Source organism: Bacillus sp. SG-1, from assembly GCF_000181495.1.
GTDB lineage: Bacteria > Bacillota > Bacilli > Bacillales > Bacillaceae_B > Rossellomorea.
The window spans coordinates 349,539-368,451 of record NZ_ABCF01000001.1 but is presented as its reverse complement, the minus strand read 5'-3'; the positions used below and the strand labels follow the sequence as shown (position 1 = coordinate 368,451).

At 41.3% G+C, this 18,913-nt stretch carries 17 protein-coding genes; 7 read left to right on the top strand and 10 right to left on the bottom strand.

Annotation, left to right across the window (positions count from 1 at the left end; all coding sequences use genetic code 11):
• Positions 1–2: 2 nt before the first annotated feature.
• Positions 3–416, bottom strand: a complete 414-nt coding sequence (locus BSG1_RS01910; RefSeq protein ID WP_006835108.1) for a DUF2500 domain-containing protein — start codon at positions 414–416, stop codon at positions 3–5.
• A gap of 329 nt (positions 417–745) precedes the next feature.
• On the opposite strand from BSG1_RS01910, the gene BSG1_RS20025 reads away from it, so the two are divergent.
• A complete protein-coding gene (locus BSG1_RS20025; RefSeq protein WP_006835107.1) occupies positions 746–856 on the top strand; it encodes a YjcZ family sporulation protein in 111 nt (36 codons plus the stop codon).
• 519 nt (positions 857–1,375) lie between these two features.
• On the opposite strand, the gene BSG1_RS01905 is transcribed toward BSG1_RS20025, so the two are convergent.
• Both BSG1_RS01905 and BSG1_RS01900 read right to left on the bottom strand, forming a co-directional pair.
• Positions 1,376–2,263, bottom strand: a complete 888-nt coding sequence (locus tag BSG1_RS01905; protein ID WP_083802819.1) for a DMT family transporter — start codon at positions 2,261–2,263, stop codon at positions 1,376–1,378.
• 187 nt (positions 2,264–2,450) lie between these two features.
• On the bottom strand, positions 2,451–3,053 hold the full coding sequence (locus BSG1_RS01900; protein ID WP_083802818.1) for a DsbA family oxidoreductase: 603 nt from the start codon (positions 3,051–3,053) through the stop codon (positions 2,451–2,453).
• A gap of 863 nt (positions 3,054–3,916) precedes the next feature.
• On the opposite strand from BSG1_RS01900, the gene BSG1_RS01895 reads away from it, so the two are divergent.
• On the top strand, positions 3,917–4,480 hold the full coding sequence (locus tag BSG1_RS01895; RefSeq protein WP_006835103.1) for a hypothetical protein: 564 nt from the start codon (positions 3,917–3,919) through the stop codon (positions 4,478–4,480).
• 129 nt (positions 4,481–4,609) lie between these two features.
• Here BSG1_RS01895 and BSG1_RS21055 read toward each other — a convergent pair whose 3' ends face one another.
• The 7 genes from BSG1_RS21055 to BSG1_RS01865 form a co-directional block, all read right to left on the bottom strand.
• A complete protein-coding gene (locus BSG1_RS21055) occupies positions 4,610–4,783 on the bottom strand; it encodes a hypothetical protein (protein ID WP_006835102.1) in 174 nt (57 codons plus the stop codon).
• 202 nt (positions 4,784–4,985) lie between these two features.
• On the bottom strand, positions 4,986–5,270 hold the full coding sequence (locus BSG1_RS01890) for an AbrB/MazE/SpoVT family DNA-binding domain-containing protein (protein WP_006835101.1): 285 nt from the start codon (positions 5,268–5,270) through the stop codon (positions 4,986–4,988).
• Between the two features lie 297 nt (positions 5,271–5,567).
• The gene (locus BSG1_RS01885) at positions 5,568–7,538 is read right to left on the bottom strand and encodes a phospholipase D-like domain-containing protein (RefSeq protein ID WP_044022196.1); all 1,971 of its coding nucleotides are present in this window, start codon (positions 7,536–7,538) and stop codon (positions 5,568–5,570) included.
• Between the two features lie 606 nt (positions 7,539–8,144).
• The gene (locus BSG1_RS01880; RefSeq protein ID WP_006835099.1) at positions 8,145–8,735 is read right to left on the bottom strand and encodes a hypothetical protein; all 591 of its coding nucleotides are present in this window, start codon (positions 8,733–8,735) and stop codon (positions 8,145–8,147) included.
• The gene (locus tag BSG1_RS01875) at positions 8,723–9,529 is read right to left on the bottom strand and encodes an aminoglycoside 6-adenylyltransferase (protein ID WP_006835098.1); all 807 of its coding nucleotides are present in this window, start codon (positions 9,527–9,529) and stop codon (positions 8,723–8,725) included. The genes BSG1_RS01880 and BSG1_RS01875 overlap by 13 nt, the downstream gene beginning before the upstream one ends.
• A gap of 17 nt (positions 9,530–9,546) precedes the next feature.
• Positions 9,547–10,557: an ABC transporter permease gene (locus BSG1_RS01870; protein ID WP_006835097.1), complete on the bottom strand. Its 1,011-nt coding sequence runs from the start codon at positions 10,555–10,557 to the stop codon at positions 9,547–9,549.
• Positions 10,557–11,420, bottom strand: coding sequence for an ABC transporter permease subunit (locus BSG1_RS01865; protein WP_044022194.1), 864 nt, complete (start codon positions 11,418–11,420; stop codon positions 10,557–10,559). Before BSG1_RS01865 ends, BSG1_RS01870 begins: the two co-directional genes overlap by 1 nt.
• 442 nt (positions 11,421–11,862) lie before the next feature.
• Between BSG1_RS01865 and BSG1_RS01860 the strand changes: the two genes are divergently transcribed.
• From BSG1_RS01860 to BSG1_RS01840, 5 genes are all read left to right on the top strand, one after another.
• Positions 11,863–12,495 carry a spore coat protein gene (locus BSG1_RS01860; RefSeq protein WP_044022193.1) on the top strand — a complete coding sequence of 211 codons (633 nt, stop codon included), beginning with the start codon at positions 11,863–11,865 and terminating at the stop codon, positions 12,493–12,495.
• Between the two features lie 211 nt (positions 12,496–12,706).
• Positions 12,707–13,333 (top strand): LysE family transporter, encoded by a 627-nt coding sequence (locus BSG1_RS01855; RefSeq protein WP_044022192.1) that lies wholly within the window; start codon positions 12,707–12,709, stop codon positions 13,331–13,333.
• A gap of 68 nt (positions 13,334–13,401) precedes the next feature.
• On the top strand, positions 13,402–14,160 hold the full coding sequence (locus BSG1_RS01850) for a YqcI/YcgG family protein (RefSeq protein WP_006835093.1): 759 nt from the start codon (positions 13,402–13,404) through the stop codon (positions 14,158–14,160).
• 57 nt (positions 14,161–14,217) lie between these two features.
• Positions 14,218–15,195 (top strand): arginine deiminase family protein, encoded by a 978-nt coding sequence (locus BSG1_RS01845; RefSeq protein ID WP_006835092.1) that lies wholly within the window; start codon positions 14,218–14,220, stop codon positions 15,193–15,195.
• A 1,975-nt stretch (positions 15,196–17,170) separates the two neighbouring features.
• The gene (locus tag BSG1_RS01840; protein ID WP_006835088.1) at positions 17,171–18,841 is read left to right on the top strand and encodes a ribonuclease J; all 1,671 of its coding nucleotides are present in this window, start codon (positions 17,171–17,173) and stop codon (positions 18,839–18,841) included.
• Positions 18,842–18,913: the final 72 nt, after the last annotated feature.

Genomic DNA, 18,913 nt, shown 5'->3' with positions numbered 1-18,913 from the left:
TATTAAGTAACCTCTTCCTTAATTCTCCTGTCAAAACCCAGATATCGCGTCCCTTGAAAAGTTAACTTTCCTAAATCTTCTTCAGCAAGCAACCCGTATTCCTGCCCTGAAACATGAAATTCCTTCCGATCACCACTTTCAAACTCAAAAGTAACATAATATCTTGTTTGAGATCTTGAAGAATGATGGTGATGGCTGTCTCCGTGATCATGCATATTCGCTCGTCTTGAAACATTCATTCGCTTAGATTTTACGATTGCAGGCACACTCAGCTTAGGTGACTGTTCATTCTTCTGCCACTGGCCTATTCCTTTGATAACAGAAAAAAGAATACCGCCAATTACAATAACAAAAATAATTCCGATAAAAATAGGGACAATTTGAAACATTGGATCTGGTGCAAATGGACCTGACATGAAACCATTCCTTTCATAACTTCTTTATTAACTTTACGAATCTATAGATAAAAAGGTTTCATCATCCATAAAGATATGGACATTTCATCTATAGGAAGTTCCAAATTTATTGCTCTTACTACATAATTATTTGGTCAATTACTCGTTTGGGTTGATCTTGTTTCCTTTAATTCGAACAAGTTTGGTGTTTCCAGTTTTTGTTGTAGAAAACTTTAGTTAAAGCTCTTTATCCGGATTTATTTTAAAATTTTCAAACTACCCATTCAACAAGAACCTAAGGCTTCGCCTACACATACAATATTCCATCCTGAAAAAAGGTGGTGTTGTGAATGAGCGCTGGAGGATACGGTTATGGATCAGGCTTTGCTCTGATCGTTGTGTTGTTCATCCTTTTAATTATCATTGGAGCTTCCTGGGTTGGAGGCGGCTACGGCTACTAATCAAAAATGAATGATGGAAGGCAGGTCTGTTCAGGCCTGTTTTTTTCTTGTCTTTAGGGGATTTATTTCGGAAGATTCTTGTAGCGAGTGTGAGATATGGCTTCATTCGACAAGGGGTTAGACGATTTTCTGGATTGGTTCAGTTCTCCGGGTATTGGACCATCTTTTTTGTTCTCAAAAATATTGGGTGTATTCCCGCGTTTATTAGTCCATTTGTTCTATTATTCTAAAGAAATTCGGATCATTCCGAAGGGTACTAGTCCATTTTTTCTGCTACTCTAATAAGTTATGTTTCATTCCTCCGGGCATTAGAGCATACCCCTAAAAAGTTCACCTGATATTCCCAAAAATCAGGCTCATCTTCCGGGGAAGAAGTCCACTCCTTACAAATTTTTCACCATACTATGTACTATCCGTCCCATACCTTCTCGTCGTTGCCTCGCACTCCCCCATCAATCGGGGGATTTTTTCCTTTTAGTGTTAGATTAGTACATAATATCAGCCAGCTACCTCCCCCCCCTATAGCGAAGAGGCTTTCAGTTTCCCCCTCTTTTTCTGAGGTTTATTTACAAGGTAAATTCCCAGTAGGATGATGCTTCCACCTGCCAAAGTGGTTAGATGCAGTTGTTCATCCAGCAGGAGCCATCCTGTTATGACACCAAATAAAGGTGCCAGGAATAAAAACGAGCTCACCTTCGCCGGATCTTCTTTTTTCAAAAGGTAAAACCAAATGGCAAATTGGACAATCGAAGCCATAATGGCAAGCCACATGATAATTCCAATAGAAGTAGAAGTAAAAATAATTTCTACCGGTTCAAAAAGGACACTGATCAGCAGAAGGAGAATTCCCCCGAACAGCATTTGATAGGCCGTCATTACCCAAGTATCGAATGACTGCCCCCATTTTTTCATGACAAGTGTGGCACTTGCCCAAAATACGGCACTCATCAATCCGAGGATAAATCCGACTTCTTGGATATCAAGGCTAGCTCCCAGTGTAATGAAGACACCGAGTATCCCCATCAATACTCCGAGCCACTGAAGCTTACGGTATTTCATCCCCATGAACAATGTACCAAACACCACAACCAGCAGCGGATTTGTAAATGTCAGAATGGAGGATTCCCCAGCTGTGATTGTTCTCAGGCTCAAGAAAATACTTCCCATGACACCGGCCGTCTGCAGGCTTCCAACCAGGATGATTTTGCTCCACTCTTTGAATTGGGCAGGATGCGGACGTTTAAACACTTTTACAGCAAGTGCCATAAGGATTCCTGCAATTGTGAAACGCAGCCCGACCAGCATCAAAGGAGAGACATATTCCAGCCCGATCTTACCGACTGCAAATGATGAGCCCATTAAGCCCGTTGTGGTGACTAATAGTAATACAAACAAGAATTTGTTCACGTTTCCCCCAGCTCCCGCTTTTCATTTATCTGATCTCTTTATCAAGCTATGATGTTAAAAAGTATATCAGGACTACCAACGAACTGGAAAATAATATGTCTTATTTCAAATAAAAAAGACCCTGCAGCCGAAGACGATTGCAGGGCCTATAAGTAAAATTTAGTTGTGGACCCGCAAGGTCAGGCCTTTAATTCAGCTTAGAAAGCTCATCATCAATGATCTGCTCCAAGACTTCTCTCGGGCGGGCACCTCGCAGTTCCGCATCTCCAATGATAAATGTTGGAACCGCCTGAATGTTGGCTTCTTCATAAACATGTTGTAATGCTTTTTGATGCACTTCTTTATATTTTCTCGTCTCAAGTGCTGTTCGGTACTCTTCCTGGTCCAAACCTAATTCACCAGCCAGCTTTGTCAATACATCTATATCACCTATATCGAGCTCGTCCTGGAAAAATGCTGTGAACATCCGGTGATTATATTCATTCGCTTTGCCGTGTTCCTTGGCGTACTGATAGCCTTCAAATGCCAGATGCGTATGAGGTTGCGGAGAAACTTTCGGCAGCACTATATTAACGCCAAGTCTGTCTGCCATCGGATATACACTGCTCTTCCACGTGGTTTGCAGATAATCTCCCTCCGGCTTCAATGTTTCAGTCGGATAGGGTCTTAGTTCATAAGGCATCCATTCAATCTCTACATCCTTGCCTTTTATCGCTTCTTCAAGCGGAAACTCCGCTAAGAAACAAAATGGTCAAACATAATCTGAATAAATTTTAATCTTCAGTGACATTATTGTCCTCCTTCATTTATTTTGACTTTTAAAATAAACCCTTTATACTTTCGGCGCAATGCATCAGCCTTGTTAACCCTTATTTTCTCTTTAAAAATCAAAATTAAACTGAGAGTCTCTTTTTTCAGTAACAAACTTAATTGGAGGATTAAAAGTAACCAGCCAGTACTTAAATAAGTAGTTCACTTTAGAGGTGCAAGTCCTAAAGTTTATAGTCTTTAGCATACACATCCGCACCATCATTGGTATGCTGTCTATTATTGAGATTACAGCATATCTTTTACTTCCAAATCTAAAATCGCATCACGTTTCGCAACACTTCAAGATATTTTGTAGTCCTTTGATTTACGCGGCGAATTCACTTGCGGAATGATATACAAAACCTAGAAGAAGGAATCATTTTTCTACCAGTTGCTAAGTTATTTTAATCTCCCAGTACATAGCTCATATTATAAGGTAAGAAATTTCCCTTATTAATGAATTGTCGAGGAAAATAGGTCAAATAAGCGAAAAATCTTCCGCTATTAACTAAAAAAACATGAAAATTGGGCTGCTGAGCATGTCTGTTATTTAACTCTCCCTAGCTAAATTCAGCAGTTTAACAGAAAAATTCCCCTTATTTTAAGTCCCCTTCCCCTTATTGTGTGATTTTTATTGCGAATCCATAGTAAAAAGCAGTCCGTTTTAAACTGCTTTTTCTAGTTTTGTACTACAGAACTGAAATACTAAGTACTTAAATGTATTGCTTTTTTCACGATGCTTTTAAGTATGAATTAAAGGGAAACAGTTCTTTTTATCTAGTCCAATGTATGGTTCTGGAAATTAGAGTAATAATATAGAAAAACTAAAAAGGTGAATTTTCAGTGGAGAATCAAAAACAAGTAATCGACACACTTAATGAAAAACAAAAAGCGTTTACACAGGACTGGTCCGAGTATTGGCACCAGTATTCTTCCTTTGATACATGGCAGTTTTGGTTCATGGTCATTATTTTTTTCGTTCCTCTGATTGTACTGTATTTTAAGCTTGATAGAAGCAAGGCTTTCCACCTCGGTTTTTTCGGTTTTAATATTCATGTTTGGCTTGGGTATATAGACCGGTTTGGGGTGGGTTACGGTTTTTGGGAATACCCATACCAGTCCGTGATCTATTTGCCCAACAACGTTAATCTTGATGCTTCACTAATCCCTGTTGTCTTCATACTGATGTATCAGTGGATTCTTGCAAATAATAAGAATTATTACCTCTATATGATTATTTTAAGTGCAGGATTGGCTTTCATCTTTAAACCTTTATTAGCTCTTCATTTTTTTATGACTTTTTATATCGATTTTCCTTATTTTCACTTATTTCTTGGATATTTAGTCATCTTTACCCTCTCTAAAGTTATAACGGATATTTTTCTTCACTTTCAACTGGGGAAATAGAAAAAGTGAAAGGTTCATTGATATGCAGGAAATAGTAGTGTTTGTTAATTACAAATGGCCCGCCATCGGCAAGGTATTCATGTAATTGCAGTGCTTCTGTAAACTGGGATAAAGTAATTTCGGCCTGCTTTACTCCCCGCCGCTTGAGTATCTATTGTCACCCATCATATAGTTTGAACTTTCCCCTTGCTTAGCGTTCGGGTTTGTTGGAATATGGGGATTATTATTGTTCTTCCTGCGTCGTAAATCAATGAAAAGAGCAAATAATAAAATACCGCCAATTACTGCTGCTGCCCACCACATATTTACACCCCTTTTTATATAGTTATACGAATGAACACAAAAATAAGTTTCAATATTATGCAAGCATTTTTTATCCGATTCCCTGCATCATTTCTAATCCGCCTTAGTTGTCAGATATACAAAAAACACCACATAATCAGGAGATTGCCCCTTAATGTGGTGTTTTCTGAGTTGATTAAGTACTAGTAAATTTTCTATACAGTTAGTTATCCAACCGAAAAGAAGCCTGGATTTCCTTCATGAGCTTTTCGGCACCTTCGCGGCTCAATGTCAATTTACCGTCAGCAATCTCAAGATTCCGTTCAGATTCTTCCCCGGTAATATCACAGGTCATACTAGGTTTATACTTCTGCAGGATGATTCTGTTTTCATCCATATAAATTTCCAAAGAATCTTTGACAGCAATCCCTAAAGTACGGCGTAACTCTATCGGAATGACGACCCTTCCCAGTTCATCTACTTTCCGCACAATACCAGTCGATTTCATAATGATGATCTCCTCTCACTATATTCAAACAGCGAAATTTTCTACATAGTCTAATACGAGTACCAAAATTCACAAGAATTACAGATACCTATTTCCAGCCGTGGAAAGATTCCCTCCGGCTCTGACAGGTCGCCAGATCACTTAAAAAAGACAGTTCTCCCGCAGTGTTGTACCACTTGGTAGTATATTTAAATTTAACCATAACCTAGGGCAAATCACCATATAATTACATGTGGCTGTCTTGCAACAAATAAAAACACCCCGTGATAATTCACGGGGTGATTAACTTTCTAAAAATTATTGTAAGCTTCCTCCCGCCTGGGTATAACGGGCATTGAATTCCTGCAAAAATTGGTTCGTGATCGCTGAATCATGGATGAAAAGCATGTTTTCATCATTAATATCATTTCCGTTCGTGCTCCAGTTTGTCGAGCCGACAATTACGGTTGGATCACTTGTCGTATCTGCATCGATCAACATTGTCTTGGCGTGAAGCTTTCTTGACTCGTTTGCTTTCAATACGGGTGCTGGGTTTGCCCAGCGGGTATTCGGGTTATTTGCACTTCCGGTCACGGTCCTTCCTGTCATATCAATGCTTGCAGACCAATATTGATTCCAGAAACTTGGATCAAAGACCCCTTTTAAGTCAAAACCTGTTGTTGTTCCTTCAAGGTCATTATAGGAGCCTTCCCATTTATATTTTAATTCATCGACCAGCGCCTGATCACTCCAGGCGAAAATCGTAAAATAGGTGTTTATATCAGCCGAAGTCTTAACAAAGTCAGTCATTTTTCCTACAGCATTATCGCCGGCAGAAAAATAGATTTCCACTTTAGTCCCATTAATATCAATCACATGAGTGGTATTATCTACTTTTCTTGTATTGAAATTAGAAATCGTTTTATCAGGTGTTAAAGAACTGCTTCCCCACATCTCGTTGAATTCAACCTCATAGATGCTTGCAAGCTCCGGCCAGTTGATTTCTACTACATGCTGCTGGTTCCCGTCCAGAATTCCTTGCTGCATGTTGGTTTCTGTACCATACAAGCCTGTTACGGTAAAATTCCAGCTGCCGGTGAATACCCACTTATCATCAATGACGGCAAATTTATTATGCATTTGCGTGTCAGGGCTGTAGTACGCATTTGCACTTTTCTCTTCAGCATCGACCAGCAGATGGCCTGTTTCATTGCTGTTTCCAATCCCAACTGTTACAACCGGAAAGTCAGAAGGAGTCGCAGGAAGACCCTCGCTTGTCCTGGCGGTACTTTCTTCAACTGCAAACATAGGAGAATCGGAAAATACAATAATATCATCAGCTGTTCCTACTTTTCCATCAAGCCCGCGGACCATTTTCTCAACATAAATCCTCATCGTCTGGAAACGCTCGATATAGTGAGGATCAGTTGCATCCTTGGAATCCGCGATCACCCTGACATCAATGCCTTCTGCCGCTTTATTGATCAGAGTATCCACGATACTTGGCAGATTGATTTCATATGTAGCAAAATCGATACTTTTTGTCGCTTCGTTCAGACGCTTGATCAACCGTTCTTCAAGATTTACATTATAGTTCGCTTCGTTCCCTGGGGATGAAGATGAAATATCAGCACATTTATTAAAGTACACATTAATGGCACCCGTCATTTCTGATACACTATTGAGGCGCTCTCCCGGGTCCCCGCATCCGGATCCGACCGTGCCGCTATTGGAAGTACTGCCTGAATTTAATCCTTTAGGTGTACCATATCCCCCGGCATATACGTCAGTCGAAGTATGCCAATTATTCGCTTCATTACCGCTGACCAGGGCATCGATCCTCTCCATCGTCGCTTTTGAAGAGTTATCGCCACTGTACCATGCGTCGACTGTGTCGACTATATTCCCTGCTGAATCTTTCAAAGTCAGGGACTCTCCGCTGTTACCCATGGCTCCAGAGTAGATAAGGTCAGCTGTTACACCACCAACCGTATTGTCGCTTGTTCTTTCCAATAAAAAATACTCTCCGGGGGCTACCGTTCCGGACAAAGCAATGGAAGGTGTCCCATCTGCCGAAGCCAGTGTCCATCCATTTAAATCGACACTGCTATCGGTCGGGTTATGTAATTCCATCCATTCATCATTATAGCTTGCGGTTGTCCCCATCCAGGCAATTTCATTGATGATCACGCCTGAACCCGTTGATGCACTGAGCGCATCTTGTTTCAGTGGTGCAAAAACAGAAAAAATAAGTGAAGCAATAACGGTGAATCTCAAACTTAACTTCATCTTAACCAACTCCCCTTTGTTTGTAAGCAGGCTATCTCGCTGCAAATACAACTATAAACAACCTCAAACATTATGTCGGCAGGTTTATTGTTAAATGTTATTAAGATTCTGTAAATAGGTACATTACTACCAGGAAAAGACGAAATGAAAAAACGCAACCCGGTAAAAAGGTTGCGCTTTTTCTCCATTATCTGTTAGTTCATTATTTGTACAAGGTAGTTGACTTCCGCTCCAGGTGCGCGACTCCGCGGGGCGGGCGGTAAGCCTCCTCGGCTGCGCCTGCGGGGTCTCACCTGTCCCGCAAGTCCCGCAGGAGATCGCACACCTTCCGCTCCACTCAACCACACGGAAATCAATCATCCCCTAAACACTATGTATACAAAAAGTCGGTCACAAGTTCCTCTTACCATTCATATTTGAATTTCGTCCAGCTACTCTATGGATTCATTCACCTCATATGTTTTGAGGTTTAACTTTTTCAGCTTGCCGGCATCATTGATAAGTACGCTGTTCTTCTTGAGAAAACCAGCTGCATAAATTAAAACAGCTAACTAAAACTTTCAGACACATCACACCATACCGCATTTCATTTGAACACTTTCTCCCTCATCCCCCTTGTCTGTCAATCACTTCACCGTTTTCAGAGAGTCCTCTGACTATGGTTTCTTCGCCAATCTTAAGGTAATAACGGTTTCCTTTATGGCTAACGATTTTAGCTGGATTAAACACTGTCAGGCCAGCAGAGCCTGCTGAAGCTTTTGTCTCCACTTTTGCAATTTTAGGATTGGTAAGTTCCCCAAAAACAACATGAAATTTATGAAGGTTGTTGCCTTCACTGTCGTCCACGATAAGGTGTTGATCATAGATTGTAAAGTTGTCATTTTCATAGTGTTCCCAGCCATGAACACCAACGTTTTCCCAACCGCTTTCATCATCCCCTTTAAAGAACGCAACTGCCAATGCTTCATAATCTGCAAAAGGAAAATCTTTTTTGTCAGGGAGAGTTGTGTACAACAAAACCGTAATGCCATCATAATGATGAGTATGTATAACATTTTCCACATCATAGGGGATTCCTTTTTCTATTGCTTCTTGCAAGGAATCGTATTTGCCCCATTCATAATCAGAAAACAGGAGCCAGACGGATATTCCTAATAAAGTAAGTGCCATGATGATTAAACTTTTTATTCTTCGCATATTTGCCTCCTTTCTGTACTATTCAACAGGCGCATAAGGTCTTCGTCCATGGAGAACACCGGACTTTGCTTCAAAGCCTCAACAAATACCTCCGTTATTTTTTCTGCTGATTCCTGGACACTTTCAACCGTGATGGTTTCCGGATAGGTTGTAAGATATGCAGTGATAAAAGCAGGATGTAGCGTTTCATACGCCTTAAACTGATGTAGTTTTTTATCTTCATTCAAGGCCTGTACACTGAGGGTGAACCCCCTCATTTCCTCGAGCATCCTGAGGGCATAGATAAGATTGTTCCGCTTTAACTCCTTCTGCATTGACAAGGTACAATAGACAAACTCAAAAGGCAAATCAAAACCTACATTATACCTGACAGGTTTGTTGGCGAAATGTTCGTTTTCCTTTTTCATTTTCAGCGACACAAGGCCTGTTTTATCCACGACTACTTTCCATAATGGTGATCTTACAGTCAATAATTCTCGTGGAACAATGGAAACATTGAATTCCAGTTTATTCTCCAACAACACAATTAACAGGAAAATATCTTTGCTGAACTTCTTTTCTTTGATATAGGCAGGTTTGAAGCTGCTGAGAATTTGATGCACCGCCTTTTTGGCGGCTTCTGCATCCTCTATCTCTGAAGTCGCAACCATCAAATCGATATCGGAATATTCATCCTTAAACCCATTCACACCCGAGCCGATTTGAACGACTCCTTCAACCAATTCAGCAGCCTCTAATCTTTTGATTGTTTGGTCAAAATAAGCCTTTCTCTCTTCTGCGCTATACATCTTCATCTCTCCATTCCTTCTATTTAGCTTGATAAGTGAAAATCTTCTTCATTAGACTTACGGTTCACTGTCTCAGCATTGTCAGACTTGTCTACTTCATCTATAGCAGGCTCCCATTTATTTTCTTCTGCTGATAAACCTTCAAGTCCTTTTGTAATCCCGTTCAATGACAGAATCGTCAAGGAGAAGAAGAACATTGGCACCATGAAAATCCACCAGTCGTTGAAGATGGAACGGTAATTCATCGCCATCAGACTGGCCCATTCCTGAACGAATGGCTTTGGCGGATCACAAAACGGGCCATAACAAACATCTGTTCCACCATAAAACAACTTGAAGAAACCCAAATGAGCGATGATCAACAGAACCTGAATGATGATTTTCGGGAAGATAATGAACAGTCTCACTTTTAAATGCGGCAACAAATGCTTCCTGAATAGAAAAAAAGGACTGCCCCCCAACACACGGGCACTCAGGATGAATTCCTTCTGTAATATCTCCCTTGTTTCATTCGCAATCAAAATCGCTGTCGTCGGGACAGTAATGACCGCCAGAGTGATGGACTGCCAAAGAACCCTCTCTGCAAACGTTGTCTCAAACCCTTGAGGCGGCTCCCACAGCAAGGGGTAGAGCACATTATAAGCAATGATGGACTGCGGGATAAAATAGAAAGAAGTGAAAACGGTTTGGGTTATGTATTTAGACGTGGTGTTAATAAATCCACCCGCTATTCCAACCAAGAATGCTATCACGAAACTTAATACAGATATGACAATCGCCGCTCCCAGTGTATACTGAGCTCCTTGCAGCACTTTGAAAAACATATCGTACCCTTCCCGGTCGGTCCCGAATGGAAATTCTGCTGACGGTTCAAAAGGTGCTCCGCCTGTAAGTTTACCGGATTTGTCATATGTAAGAACCGTTTGCGGGATTTCCCCATTAAATCCGAAATTAAAAACCAAACTACCTGCCAACATGAATATCACAAAACCTGCACAAAGAATGACCAGCCACTTATACTTCCGCTTTCCCATCACAGACTCATCTCCTTCCCAATTCTTCGTTTGAGCAAAAATTGCAGTCCTTTTAACAAAGAATATATCGGAATGAAGAGCAATATCGCCGTAATCGCAAAAATGGAAGGTGTGTTATACGTGAATAAAAAGGCAGTGACTCCGAACACATTAAACAAATATTCCAGTATGAGAAGGTTCGATAGCATCATCCAGACAATCTGTTTTGCGTGATACGTTAAACTGATTAAGATGTTCCGCATCATATGTACGAACAGCAGGTGGTACTTCCCCAGGCCTTTTCCCTTGGCTAGCTCAACGTAGGGCAGACTCTCTTCCTCTTTGGTAAACGAGACCATCAATCCCAAAAAGAAAAAAGCAGGCAGGATACTCAAGGTCACAGCCGGAAAAAGAATCACTTGATTTTGACCCGTGGATGCAACATCGATCAAGAGAATACCGGTCTTCTTGAAGTACCAAATCACAAAGATCTGCAGTGCAGCAATCACAAAAATATCCGGCAGCGAACTTACGATGACTGAGAACGTCTTGACGAGTTCCCTGATCCATTTTCCAACAGAGTAATAAAGCACAAGAAGCACCACTGACGCCGAAATAGCCAATAACAAAGCCAGGAATACAATCTTCGCGCTGCTAAAAAACGCTGTTAAAATAATCGGGAATAAGTCCCTTTCTACATCTGAAATTGGATTCACATAAACAAGATTAAACGGGGAAGACAAATCCTTTAAAACACTTAAGAGGCTGTCCCAATACCCCTCTACTGAAAATTTCTGTCCCTGAAAAAGACCTGCCCCCGCACTTACCAATATAATGCCGGAAATGGTCAGCAATGGCTGGAGCAAGTTTCTTATCAATGTCATTGCTAAAAACCGCCACCCTTTCCACATCGATTCATAATAGTTCTAATATTAACATAATTAACGCTCTGCGGATGATATTTTTACATTAATTAACAACTCATAGGATAGCGTGAATGCACCATCTAATAATGACTTCACCGACAATTGGCTTCGGGAGCTTGTACTTACCTAAGGGACATCAAAATTCGAAACGAAACTCAAAGCTGTCTTGAGATATCTTTCTAAAGAACATCAATCCCTCAAAACAAGCTCCAAACTGCCTTGAGACAACTCCTCAAGGACATCAAATCCCCAACAAAACTGACTTGAGGCCCCTTTCTCAAGTACTTCAAAACAAATACTAATCATAAAATGTCTCCATTTTCCAAATTTTCACCTTACATAATTCAAAACCAGATGAAAATACTAATGACGGTTGAAAAAAATTACTGGAGGAATTCACATGCAAAATCAAATGAACAACCAGCCCAATGCACAGCAAGTCCCGAATATGGCACCGAATCAAACACCCAATAAAAATCATGGTGGTCATGAGCTCTTTGATGCCCACGAAGTGATTGCCGGCATCATCTCTATGCTCGATCAATACCAAATGTACGATCAACACATCAAAGATCCTGAATTGAAGGATATCCTGCAGCGTCAATCTGCGTTTGTTACTCAAACTTACAATACAATGGTGAACAGTTTTTCAACTGGCCAGGACCCAAAAGTTCCGACACAGCAATATAAAATGACACAAAACAATAATACGGTGTACGGTGTCAAACCTGGACAGCCGAAAAAACCGAACCAATCTGTCAACGATCTTTCCGATCAAGGGCTCTCTGCTTATATGCTTGGAAACACAAAGTCTCTTTCCGGTCTGCTGGCAATGACTGCACTGGAAATGACAAACCCAGTTTTGCGCCGGGTTGTAGCTGACAGCATACCTAACTTCATTGAAATGAGTTATGAAATATTCTTGTACCAAAACAAGCACGGATATTACCAAGTACCTCAGCTTAAAGACCAAGATATGAATTTGATGCTGCAAAGTTATGCTCAGGCACCAATGAACAATCCCACTCACTAAGCTGCTAGAGGCTGGATATAAGAAAATTCTTATATCCGGCTTTATTTTTTCAATCCATCCGGTAGATTTGTTAAACTATTGCAAAACCCATTTATCACAAGCCTTTTTTTAAAATAAAATCCACCAGGATTCATACCTCCCGCAACAACTCCTACTACCCCTACTCCCCATTAAATATAAAAAGGTATACATATTAAAAGGAGGAGCGTTCATGAACGTCTTTTTCAGCTACATATTACTCGGATTATCGTTATCAGCGCCAATGGGGCCTATCAACGCAGCTCAATTAGACAAGGGGATCCGCTTTGGGTTCATGCATGCCTGGCTCGTCGGTGTGGGAGCAATGGCCGCCGACGCCATTTTCATGCTCCTGATCTACTTTGGTGTAGCTTCTTTCATTGACACTCCCATTATCAAAACATTCCTTTGGCTGTTCGGCTTTTTTGTCCTATGCTACACGGGGATTGAAAGCATCATTCACTCTTCACCTGAAAAAACAAGTACAGCAAGCAGGTCTGAATCCAGAGAAAAATCATTCCGCACAGGCTTTTTCATGGCCGCCTCCAATCCGCTGAACATCCTGTTTTGGCTGGGTATTTACGGTTCAATTCTGGCCAAAACTTCTGAATCAGCGAGTTCGATCCAGCTGTTACTATACAGCGGCTTCATCTTCCTAGGGATCACCATCTGGGACGTGACGATGGCCGGCATTGCAACAGGTGCAAGAAAATGGGCCAAGCCTATCTTTCTTCAAGGCATCTCTATTTTATCCGGCCTTGTGTTAATTGGATTTGGCATCTATTTTGGCCTTCAGGCGTATCAGCAGTTATTCGGATGATAGACAGACACCCATAGCTCCTTTCTCTAATAGGATACGATGTGTAGCCTATTGAAAGGAGTTTCAAGATGAACCTTTTGACAAAAAGTTGGATTGATGCAAATCAAACTGAACTGGAAGAATGGAAAAGAAACGCTTACAGCGAATTTTCTTCGATGATGCTTAGCACAGAAAATCCCTACCCATGCGTACCGGGTATCCAAGGATTTCAAAAAGACCAGCTGCGTTTTGGGTTTACAGGAAATCCGCATGACGATGCTTCGCGCAAGGAATTCGCATCGATGCTGAAAGAATATGGAAAGATATCCCGCGAGACGGGAAACTATGCCTCCATCGTCGTCTTTTTTGATTCACGGGAAGTTACCTATGAGAAAGATGCCAATAATCAATATCAAGACTTATTCTGGTCCATTCTTAACCGCGTACATGAACTGGATGAAGCTCCCTGGCCTGAAGACATTCCTGAAGATCCCCATGATACTGCGTGGGAATTTTGTTTTGATGGAGAACCGTATTTTGCCTTCTGCGCCACACCATCACATTTCGAACGAAAAAGCAGGCACTTCCCTTACTTTTTACTAGCCCTCCAGCCAAGATGGGTGTTTGACGAAATCAATGCATCCACTACCTTTGGTCAAAAGCTGAAAAAAGTCATCCGTAAACGCCTTAAGGATTTCGACGGTGCTGACGCACATCCAAACTTAAAATGGTATGGCCAGGACGATAACCATGAGTGGAAACAATATTTTTTAAGCGATGATGGGCAAACTCCTTCCAAATGTCCTTTTACTGCTATGAAAAACCGTTTAAAAAAGATACGGATCTAATCTTACAATTAAAAAACAAACGGATGAAACCTTTAGTAACGGGAAAAATGAAACAGAATGAAATCGTTATTAAAGGAGTCAATACCTGTGATAAATATTCAGCCTAATTGTTGGAACGAACACGGTGAGCTAAAAGCGGTAATTGTGTGCTCCCCGACAACGTTAGATGTACCCGATAAACAAACGGCAAAAGATGTACAATGGGAAAAACCTGTAAATCAAAAAAAATCACACGAAAATTTTAAGGATATGGTAGAGGCGATGAAAAATGCCGGGGTCAATGTCATAAACTATTCGGATTACCTTTCTCCAGAGGAACTAAAGCTTAATGAACAGCTGATCAACCGAGTATTTGTAAGGGACCTTGCCTGTGCTTTCGGCAATACATTGATTCCCGGGGAACCAGGCACCTCAATGAGACGCCCTGAGTATGTGCAATCCCATATCCTTTTCCAGCATTGGTATGGACCGGAAACTTTCGATATAAAAGCGAATAATCAGCTAGATGCACTGGAATATGGAGACGTACTGATTTTAAATAAAGATGCGGTATTTGTTAATGTAGGAATGCGCTCTAGCATGAAAAGCATCAAAGCCTTAAAGGAAAAAATCTTTCAAGCCGGATTCTCCGAAATTGGTGTCATCGACCTGCCGCGGAGAGCAGATACCCTCCATCTGGACATGAATTGCAATGTCGCTGGGGATGACCTGCTGATTGCCAAAAGCTACATGCGGTATTTCCCGGTTGAGGTGCTGACCGAATCAGGTTCAAATTTTCAAATGATGCAGCAATTTTTGAACCGGCATGGCTTTGATGTTGAGTGGTCAACAGAGATCAAACATACCGTCGCAGATATCAACTTTTTTAATCTCGATCCTGAAACTATACTGATCAGCACCGCTGCAACCCCAAAAATTTTCAAAGAACATCCAAAGCTCAAAAAGAAAAGATACATACAAGTTGATGTCAACGAGCTCGAAAAAGGCGGAGGCGGCATTCGCTGTATGACCCTTCCTCTTGTACGATCCATTTAATATTTTTTTATCCTCTGCTTAAAGGCGGTTGTCTCCTTACTAAATCTCGTGAGACAACCGCAATTTCTAAACCCTTGTATTGTGTCTGTTCTATCCAAAAAAAAATAAGCAGCGGACCTCTCGCTGCTTAATCTTTAAACCTTGCTATCAAAAACGAATCATACTATTTCAAGGTAGAAAGTGCCTCCCTCTCTGTGAAGAACCCTCCCTTTGAATGCCAACCTTATCATAGATCTTGATCGCATATTTATTTGCCGCAGGAACACTACAGCTAATTTATACTTTTACAGGTTTTCCCTATTCCATCTTCCCAATAATCCTGTAGAACCGTCACTCCGAACTTCACTTCACCAACTCGCATCTTGAAAAAGCCGGATGATTTCCGTCCGATTCCGTCACTTTTTCAAAATCTTCTTTATCGCCCTTCTCCACTTTCTTGGTCCAAACATTCCGTTTTCACCATCTAATTTAAATCTGAATTTTACAGCCGCTTAGCACCTTCACTCACTTCTGGACGGATCTCATATGATAACTTTTTATCATATATTCACCCACCTTCCCCTCCTATTCTCGACAGAATCTAAGTTTACATCAGGTGAAAAGAGGTCATTTATTTATTCCCATCTTTATTTAGGACTGTGATCCGTTAACTTTTTCATTTCTTCTACATTAATTATCCCCATTGACTTAAATACAAAGGCATATGCTGTGATTTTTCTTTGTACCCTTTTGGAAGGAAACATTTTCGTCACCCCTTCTTTTTTGGTTTTACTTAATAATATTCCTCTATGAACAAAATGTTTCCTTAAACCAAAATAATTGCTCTCTAAGATAATTCTTGCTCCAACTCCAGCAGCCTTTTCATCTCCTGTTGCTTCAACTGCCTCAATTCCGAGCGGCAGAGGGAGCAGTGCATCAATATATTGCCCTTATGATAAAATGTCTCAGCCGAAAAGGGTACTCCACATCGTTTACAAGATTGATGCATTGTGTGTTTCATGAAATACCTCCCAATACAAGGTTACCCCTAGTATTTTAATATCCAGCCATATTATTCTCTCTATCACTTTTCTAGAACAGGTGTAGTCTGTTTATGTTTCTCTTTTATCGACTTCCAATAGTCTCATTGGCCCGTTTATCTTGTTAATGGGCCAGTATCACTTCGTTATTTGAATCTCGTTGGCCCATTTATACCTTTAACGGGCCAACATCCCTTCTATATCTAATTCTAATTGGGCCATTTACACCTTTAATGGCCCATCATCTCTTCTATATCTTATTCTCATTGGCCCATTTACACCTTTAACGGCCCAACATCCCTTCTATACTTGATCCTCGTTGGCCCATTTACACCTTTAACGGCCCAACATCTTTTCTATATCTTATTCTCGTTGGGCCATTTACATCGTTAACGGCCCATCATCTCTTCTATATCTTATTCTCATTGGACCATTTACACCTTTAATGGCCCAACATCTCTTCTATATCTAAATCTCATTGGGCCAATTACATCGTTAATGGCCCAACACCTCTTCTATATCTTATTCTCATTGGGCCATTTACACCTTTAACGGCCCAACATCCCTTCTATATCTAATACTCATTGGGCCATTTACACCTTTATCGGCCCAACATCTCTTCTATATCTAATTCTCATTGGACCATTTACATCGTTAACGGCCCAACATCCCTTCTATTTCTTAATCTCATTGGCCCATTTACACAGCTATTAGACCAACACCCCTGCCAATTCTGATTCTCATTGGGCCATTTACCGTTAATGGCCCTGCATCCATTCTAATTTGATTCTTATTGGGATTCCACAAGCTAAATACAGTGGCTTCCTGTCTTCCATAGTTCATGAAGGCAAGAAACTCCATTTCCATTTAAAACTCCCTATAGAGGTTAAAAGGGAAATAGAACCAACCAAGTCGGGGAATGATAAAGACAATATATATACAGGAGGAATCCAGTTATGAGTGAAAATTCCAGCCTACTATCGATTTTTGCCCTTGGCGGCTGCAATGAAATCGGAAAAAATATGTATGTTCTTCAATATGGAGAGGATATTGTCATCATCGATTGTGGAGGGAAATTTCCCGATGAGACGCTTATGGGCATTGACTTGATCATCCCGGATATCAGCTACCTTGAAGAAAATGCGGATAAAGTGAAAGCACTTCTCATCACACATGGACATGAAGATCATATCGGCGGCGTCCCTTATCTTTTGAAGAAACTGAACGTACCAGTGTATGCCACTAACTTCACCCTTGGGCTAATAGAATTAAAACTAGAAGAACACAAACTCAGAAGAGAAACAACACTTGTTCCGATTGATGCCAATTCTACTGCAGACTTCGGGCAGATCAAAACTTCCTTCTTCAATGTCACCCATAGTATTCCGGACTGCCTCGGAATTGTATTTGATACGCCGGAAGGAACCGTCGTACATACAGGGGATTTCAAATTTGACTGGACCCCTCTCAACAATCAGAAAGGGGATATTCATAGAATGGCCGAAATCGGAAAAAAAGGGATCCTGGCTTTGCTGTCTGAAAGCACAAATGCTGAACGCGGCGGCCTTTCGCCATCAGAGCAAATTGTCAGCAGCCATATGGATGAAGCCTTTATGAAAGCTGACGGGAAAATATTTGTATCTACTTTCGCCTCTAATGTCAACCGGGTCCAGCAGGTTGTCCATGCGGCGATGAAAACCAACAGAAAGCTCGCCCTTCTTGGAAGAAGTATGATCAATGTGGTTGACGTTGCTATAGAAAGAGGTTATTTGAATGTCCCCGAAGGAATGATCATTGACCACAGGGACATCGACACTTTCAACTCCGAAAAAGTCGCCATTTTATGTACAGGCAGCCAAGGTGAACAAATGGCAGCACTTGGCCGGCTCTCTTCGGGCCAGTTCCGTGATGTGACCATTGATCCGGGTGATACCGTCATCCTGGCTGCATCCCCTATCCCCGGCAATGAAAAAGGAGTTTCCAGGATTATTGATAACCTGTTTAATCTCGGTGCCCATGTTATTTACGGAACAGGAAGTTCAACCGGCATGCATGTTTCCGGCCACGGATATCAAGAAGACTTGAAGCTGATGCTGACCCTCATGAACCCAACATACTTTATCCCGATTCACGGAGAAACCAGGATGCTGCATCATCACCGGATGCTTGCGGAATCTGTTGGGGTGGAGCCCGGCAATACCTTTATCATAAAAAATGGTGAGGTCGTCGATATCGAAGGGGGCGCAGCCAGACAGACACGTTCATTACCGGCTGGAGACACTTATGTCGATGGAGTCAGTGTAGGAGACGTCGGGAATGTTGTGCTTCGCGACCGCCGTCAATTGTCTGAGGACGGAATCCTGGTCATCGTCATTACATTGAGCAAAGCCGACCAACAGCTCTTATCCGGACCGGATACCATCAGCCGCGGATTTGTCTATGTAAAAGATTCCGAGGGCCTCCTCCGAAAAGTAAACAACATCGTCAGAGACACGCTAGATGACCTCCCGCAAGGTCATTTGCAATGGAAAGTCATCAAACAGAGCATCATGAAATCAGTCGGTCAGTATTTGTTTAAACAGACAAGACGAAAGCCGATGATCATTCCGATTATTATCGAAGTGTAAGGTTTTTGGGACTTACCAATTGAAGTATGAATAAGACCAAACATGCGGGTTTGGTCTTATTCCAAAATAGTT

Excerpts from the sequence above, each read along its gene's own strand:
- BSG1_RS01910 (WP_006835108.1), bottom strand. The coding sequence starts at position 416 with ATGTCAGGTCCATTTGCACCAGATCCAATGTTTCAAATTGTCCCTATT.
- BSG1_RS20025 (WP_006835107.1), top strand. The coding sequence starts at position 746 with ATGAGCGCTGGAGGATACGGTTATGGATCAGGCTTTGCTCTGATCGTT.
- BSG1_RS21055 (WP_006835102.1), bottom strand. The coding sequence starts at position 4,783 with ATGTGGTGGGCAGCAGCAGTAATTGGCGGTATTTTATTATTTGCTCTT.
- BSG1_RS01890 (WP_006835101.1), bottom strand. The coding sequence starts at position 5,270 with ATGAAATCGACTGGTATTGTGCGGAAAGTAGATGAACTGGGAAGGGTC.
- BSG1_RS01885 (WP_044022196.1), bottom strand. The coding sequence starts at position 7,538 with ATGAAGTTAAGTTTGAGATTCACCGTTATTGCTTCACTTATTTTTTCT.
- BSG1_RS01880 (WP_006835099.1), bottom strand. The coding sequence starts at position 8,735 with ATGCGAAGAATAAAAAGTTTAATCATCATGGCACTTACTTTATTAGGA.
- BSG1_RS01875 (WP_006835098.1), bottom strand. The coding sequence starts at position 9,529 with ATGAAGATGTATAGCGCAGAAGAGAGAAAGGCTTATTTTGACCAAACA.
- BSG1_RS01870 (WP_006835097.1), bottom strand. The coding sequence starts at position 10,557 with ATGGGAAAGCGGAAGTATAAGTGGCTGGTCATTCTTTGTGCAGGTTTT.
- BSG1_RS01865 (WP_044022194.1), bottom strand. The coding sequence starts at position 11,420 with ATGACATTGATAAGAAACTTGCTCCAGCCATTGCTGACCATTTCCGGC.
- BSG1_RS01860 (WP_044022193.1), top strand. The coding sequence starts at position 11,863 with ATGCAAAATCAAATGAACAACCAGCCCAATGCACAGCAAGTCCCGAAT.
- BSG1_RS01855 (WP_044022192.1), top strand. The coding sequence starts at position 12,707 with ATGAACGTCTTTTTCAGCTACATATTACTCGGATTATCGTTATCAGCG.
- BSG1_RS01850 (WP_006835093.1), top strand. The coding sequence starts at position 13,402 with ATGAACCTTTTGACAAAAAGTTGGATTGATGCAAATCAAACTGAACTG.
- BSG1_RS01845 (WP_006835092.1), top strand. The coding sequence starts at position 14,218 with ATGAAATCGTTATTAAAGGAGTCAATACCTGTGATAAATATTCAGCCT.
- BSG1_RS01840 (WP_006835088.1), top strand. The coding sequence starts at position 17,171 with ATGAGTGAAAATTCCAGCCTACTATCGATTTTTGCCCTTGGCGGCTGC.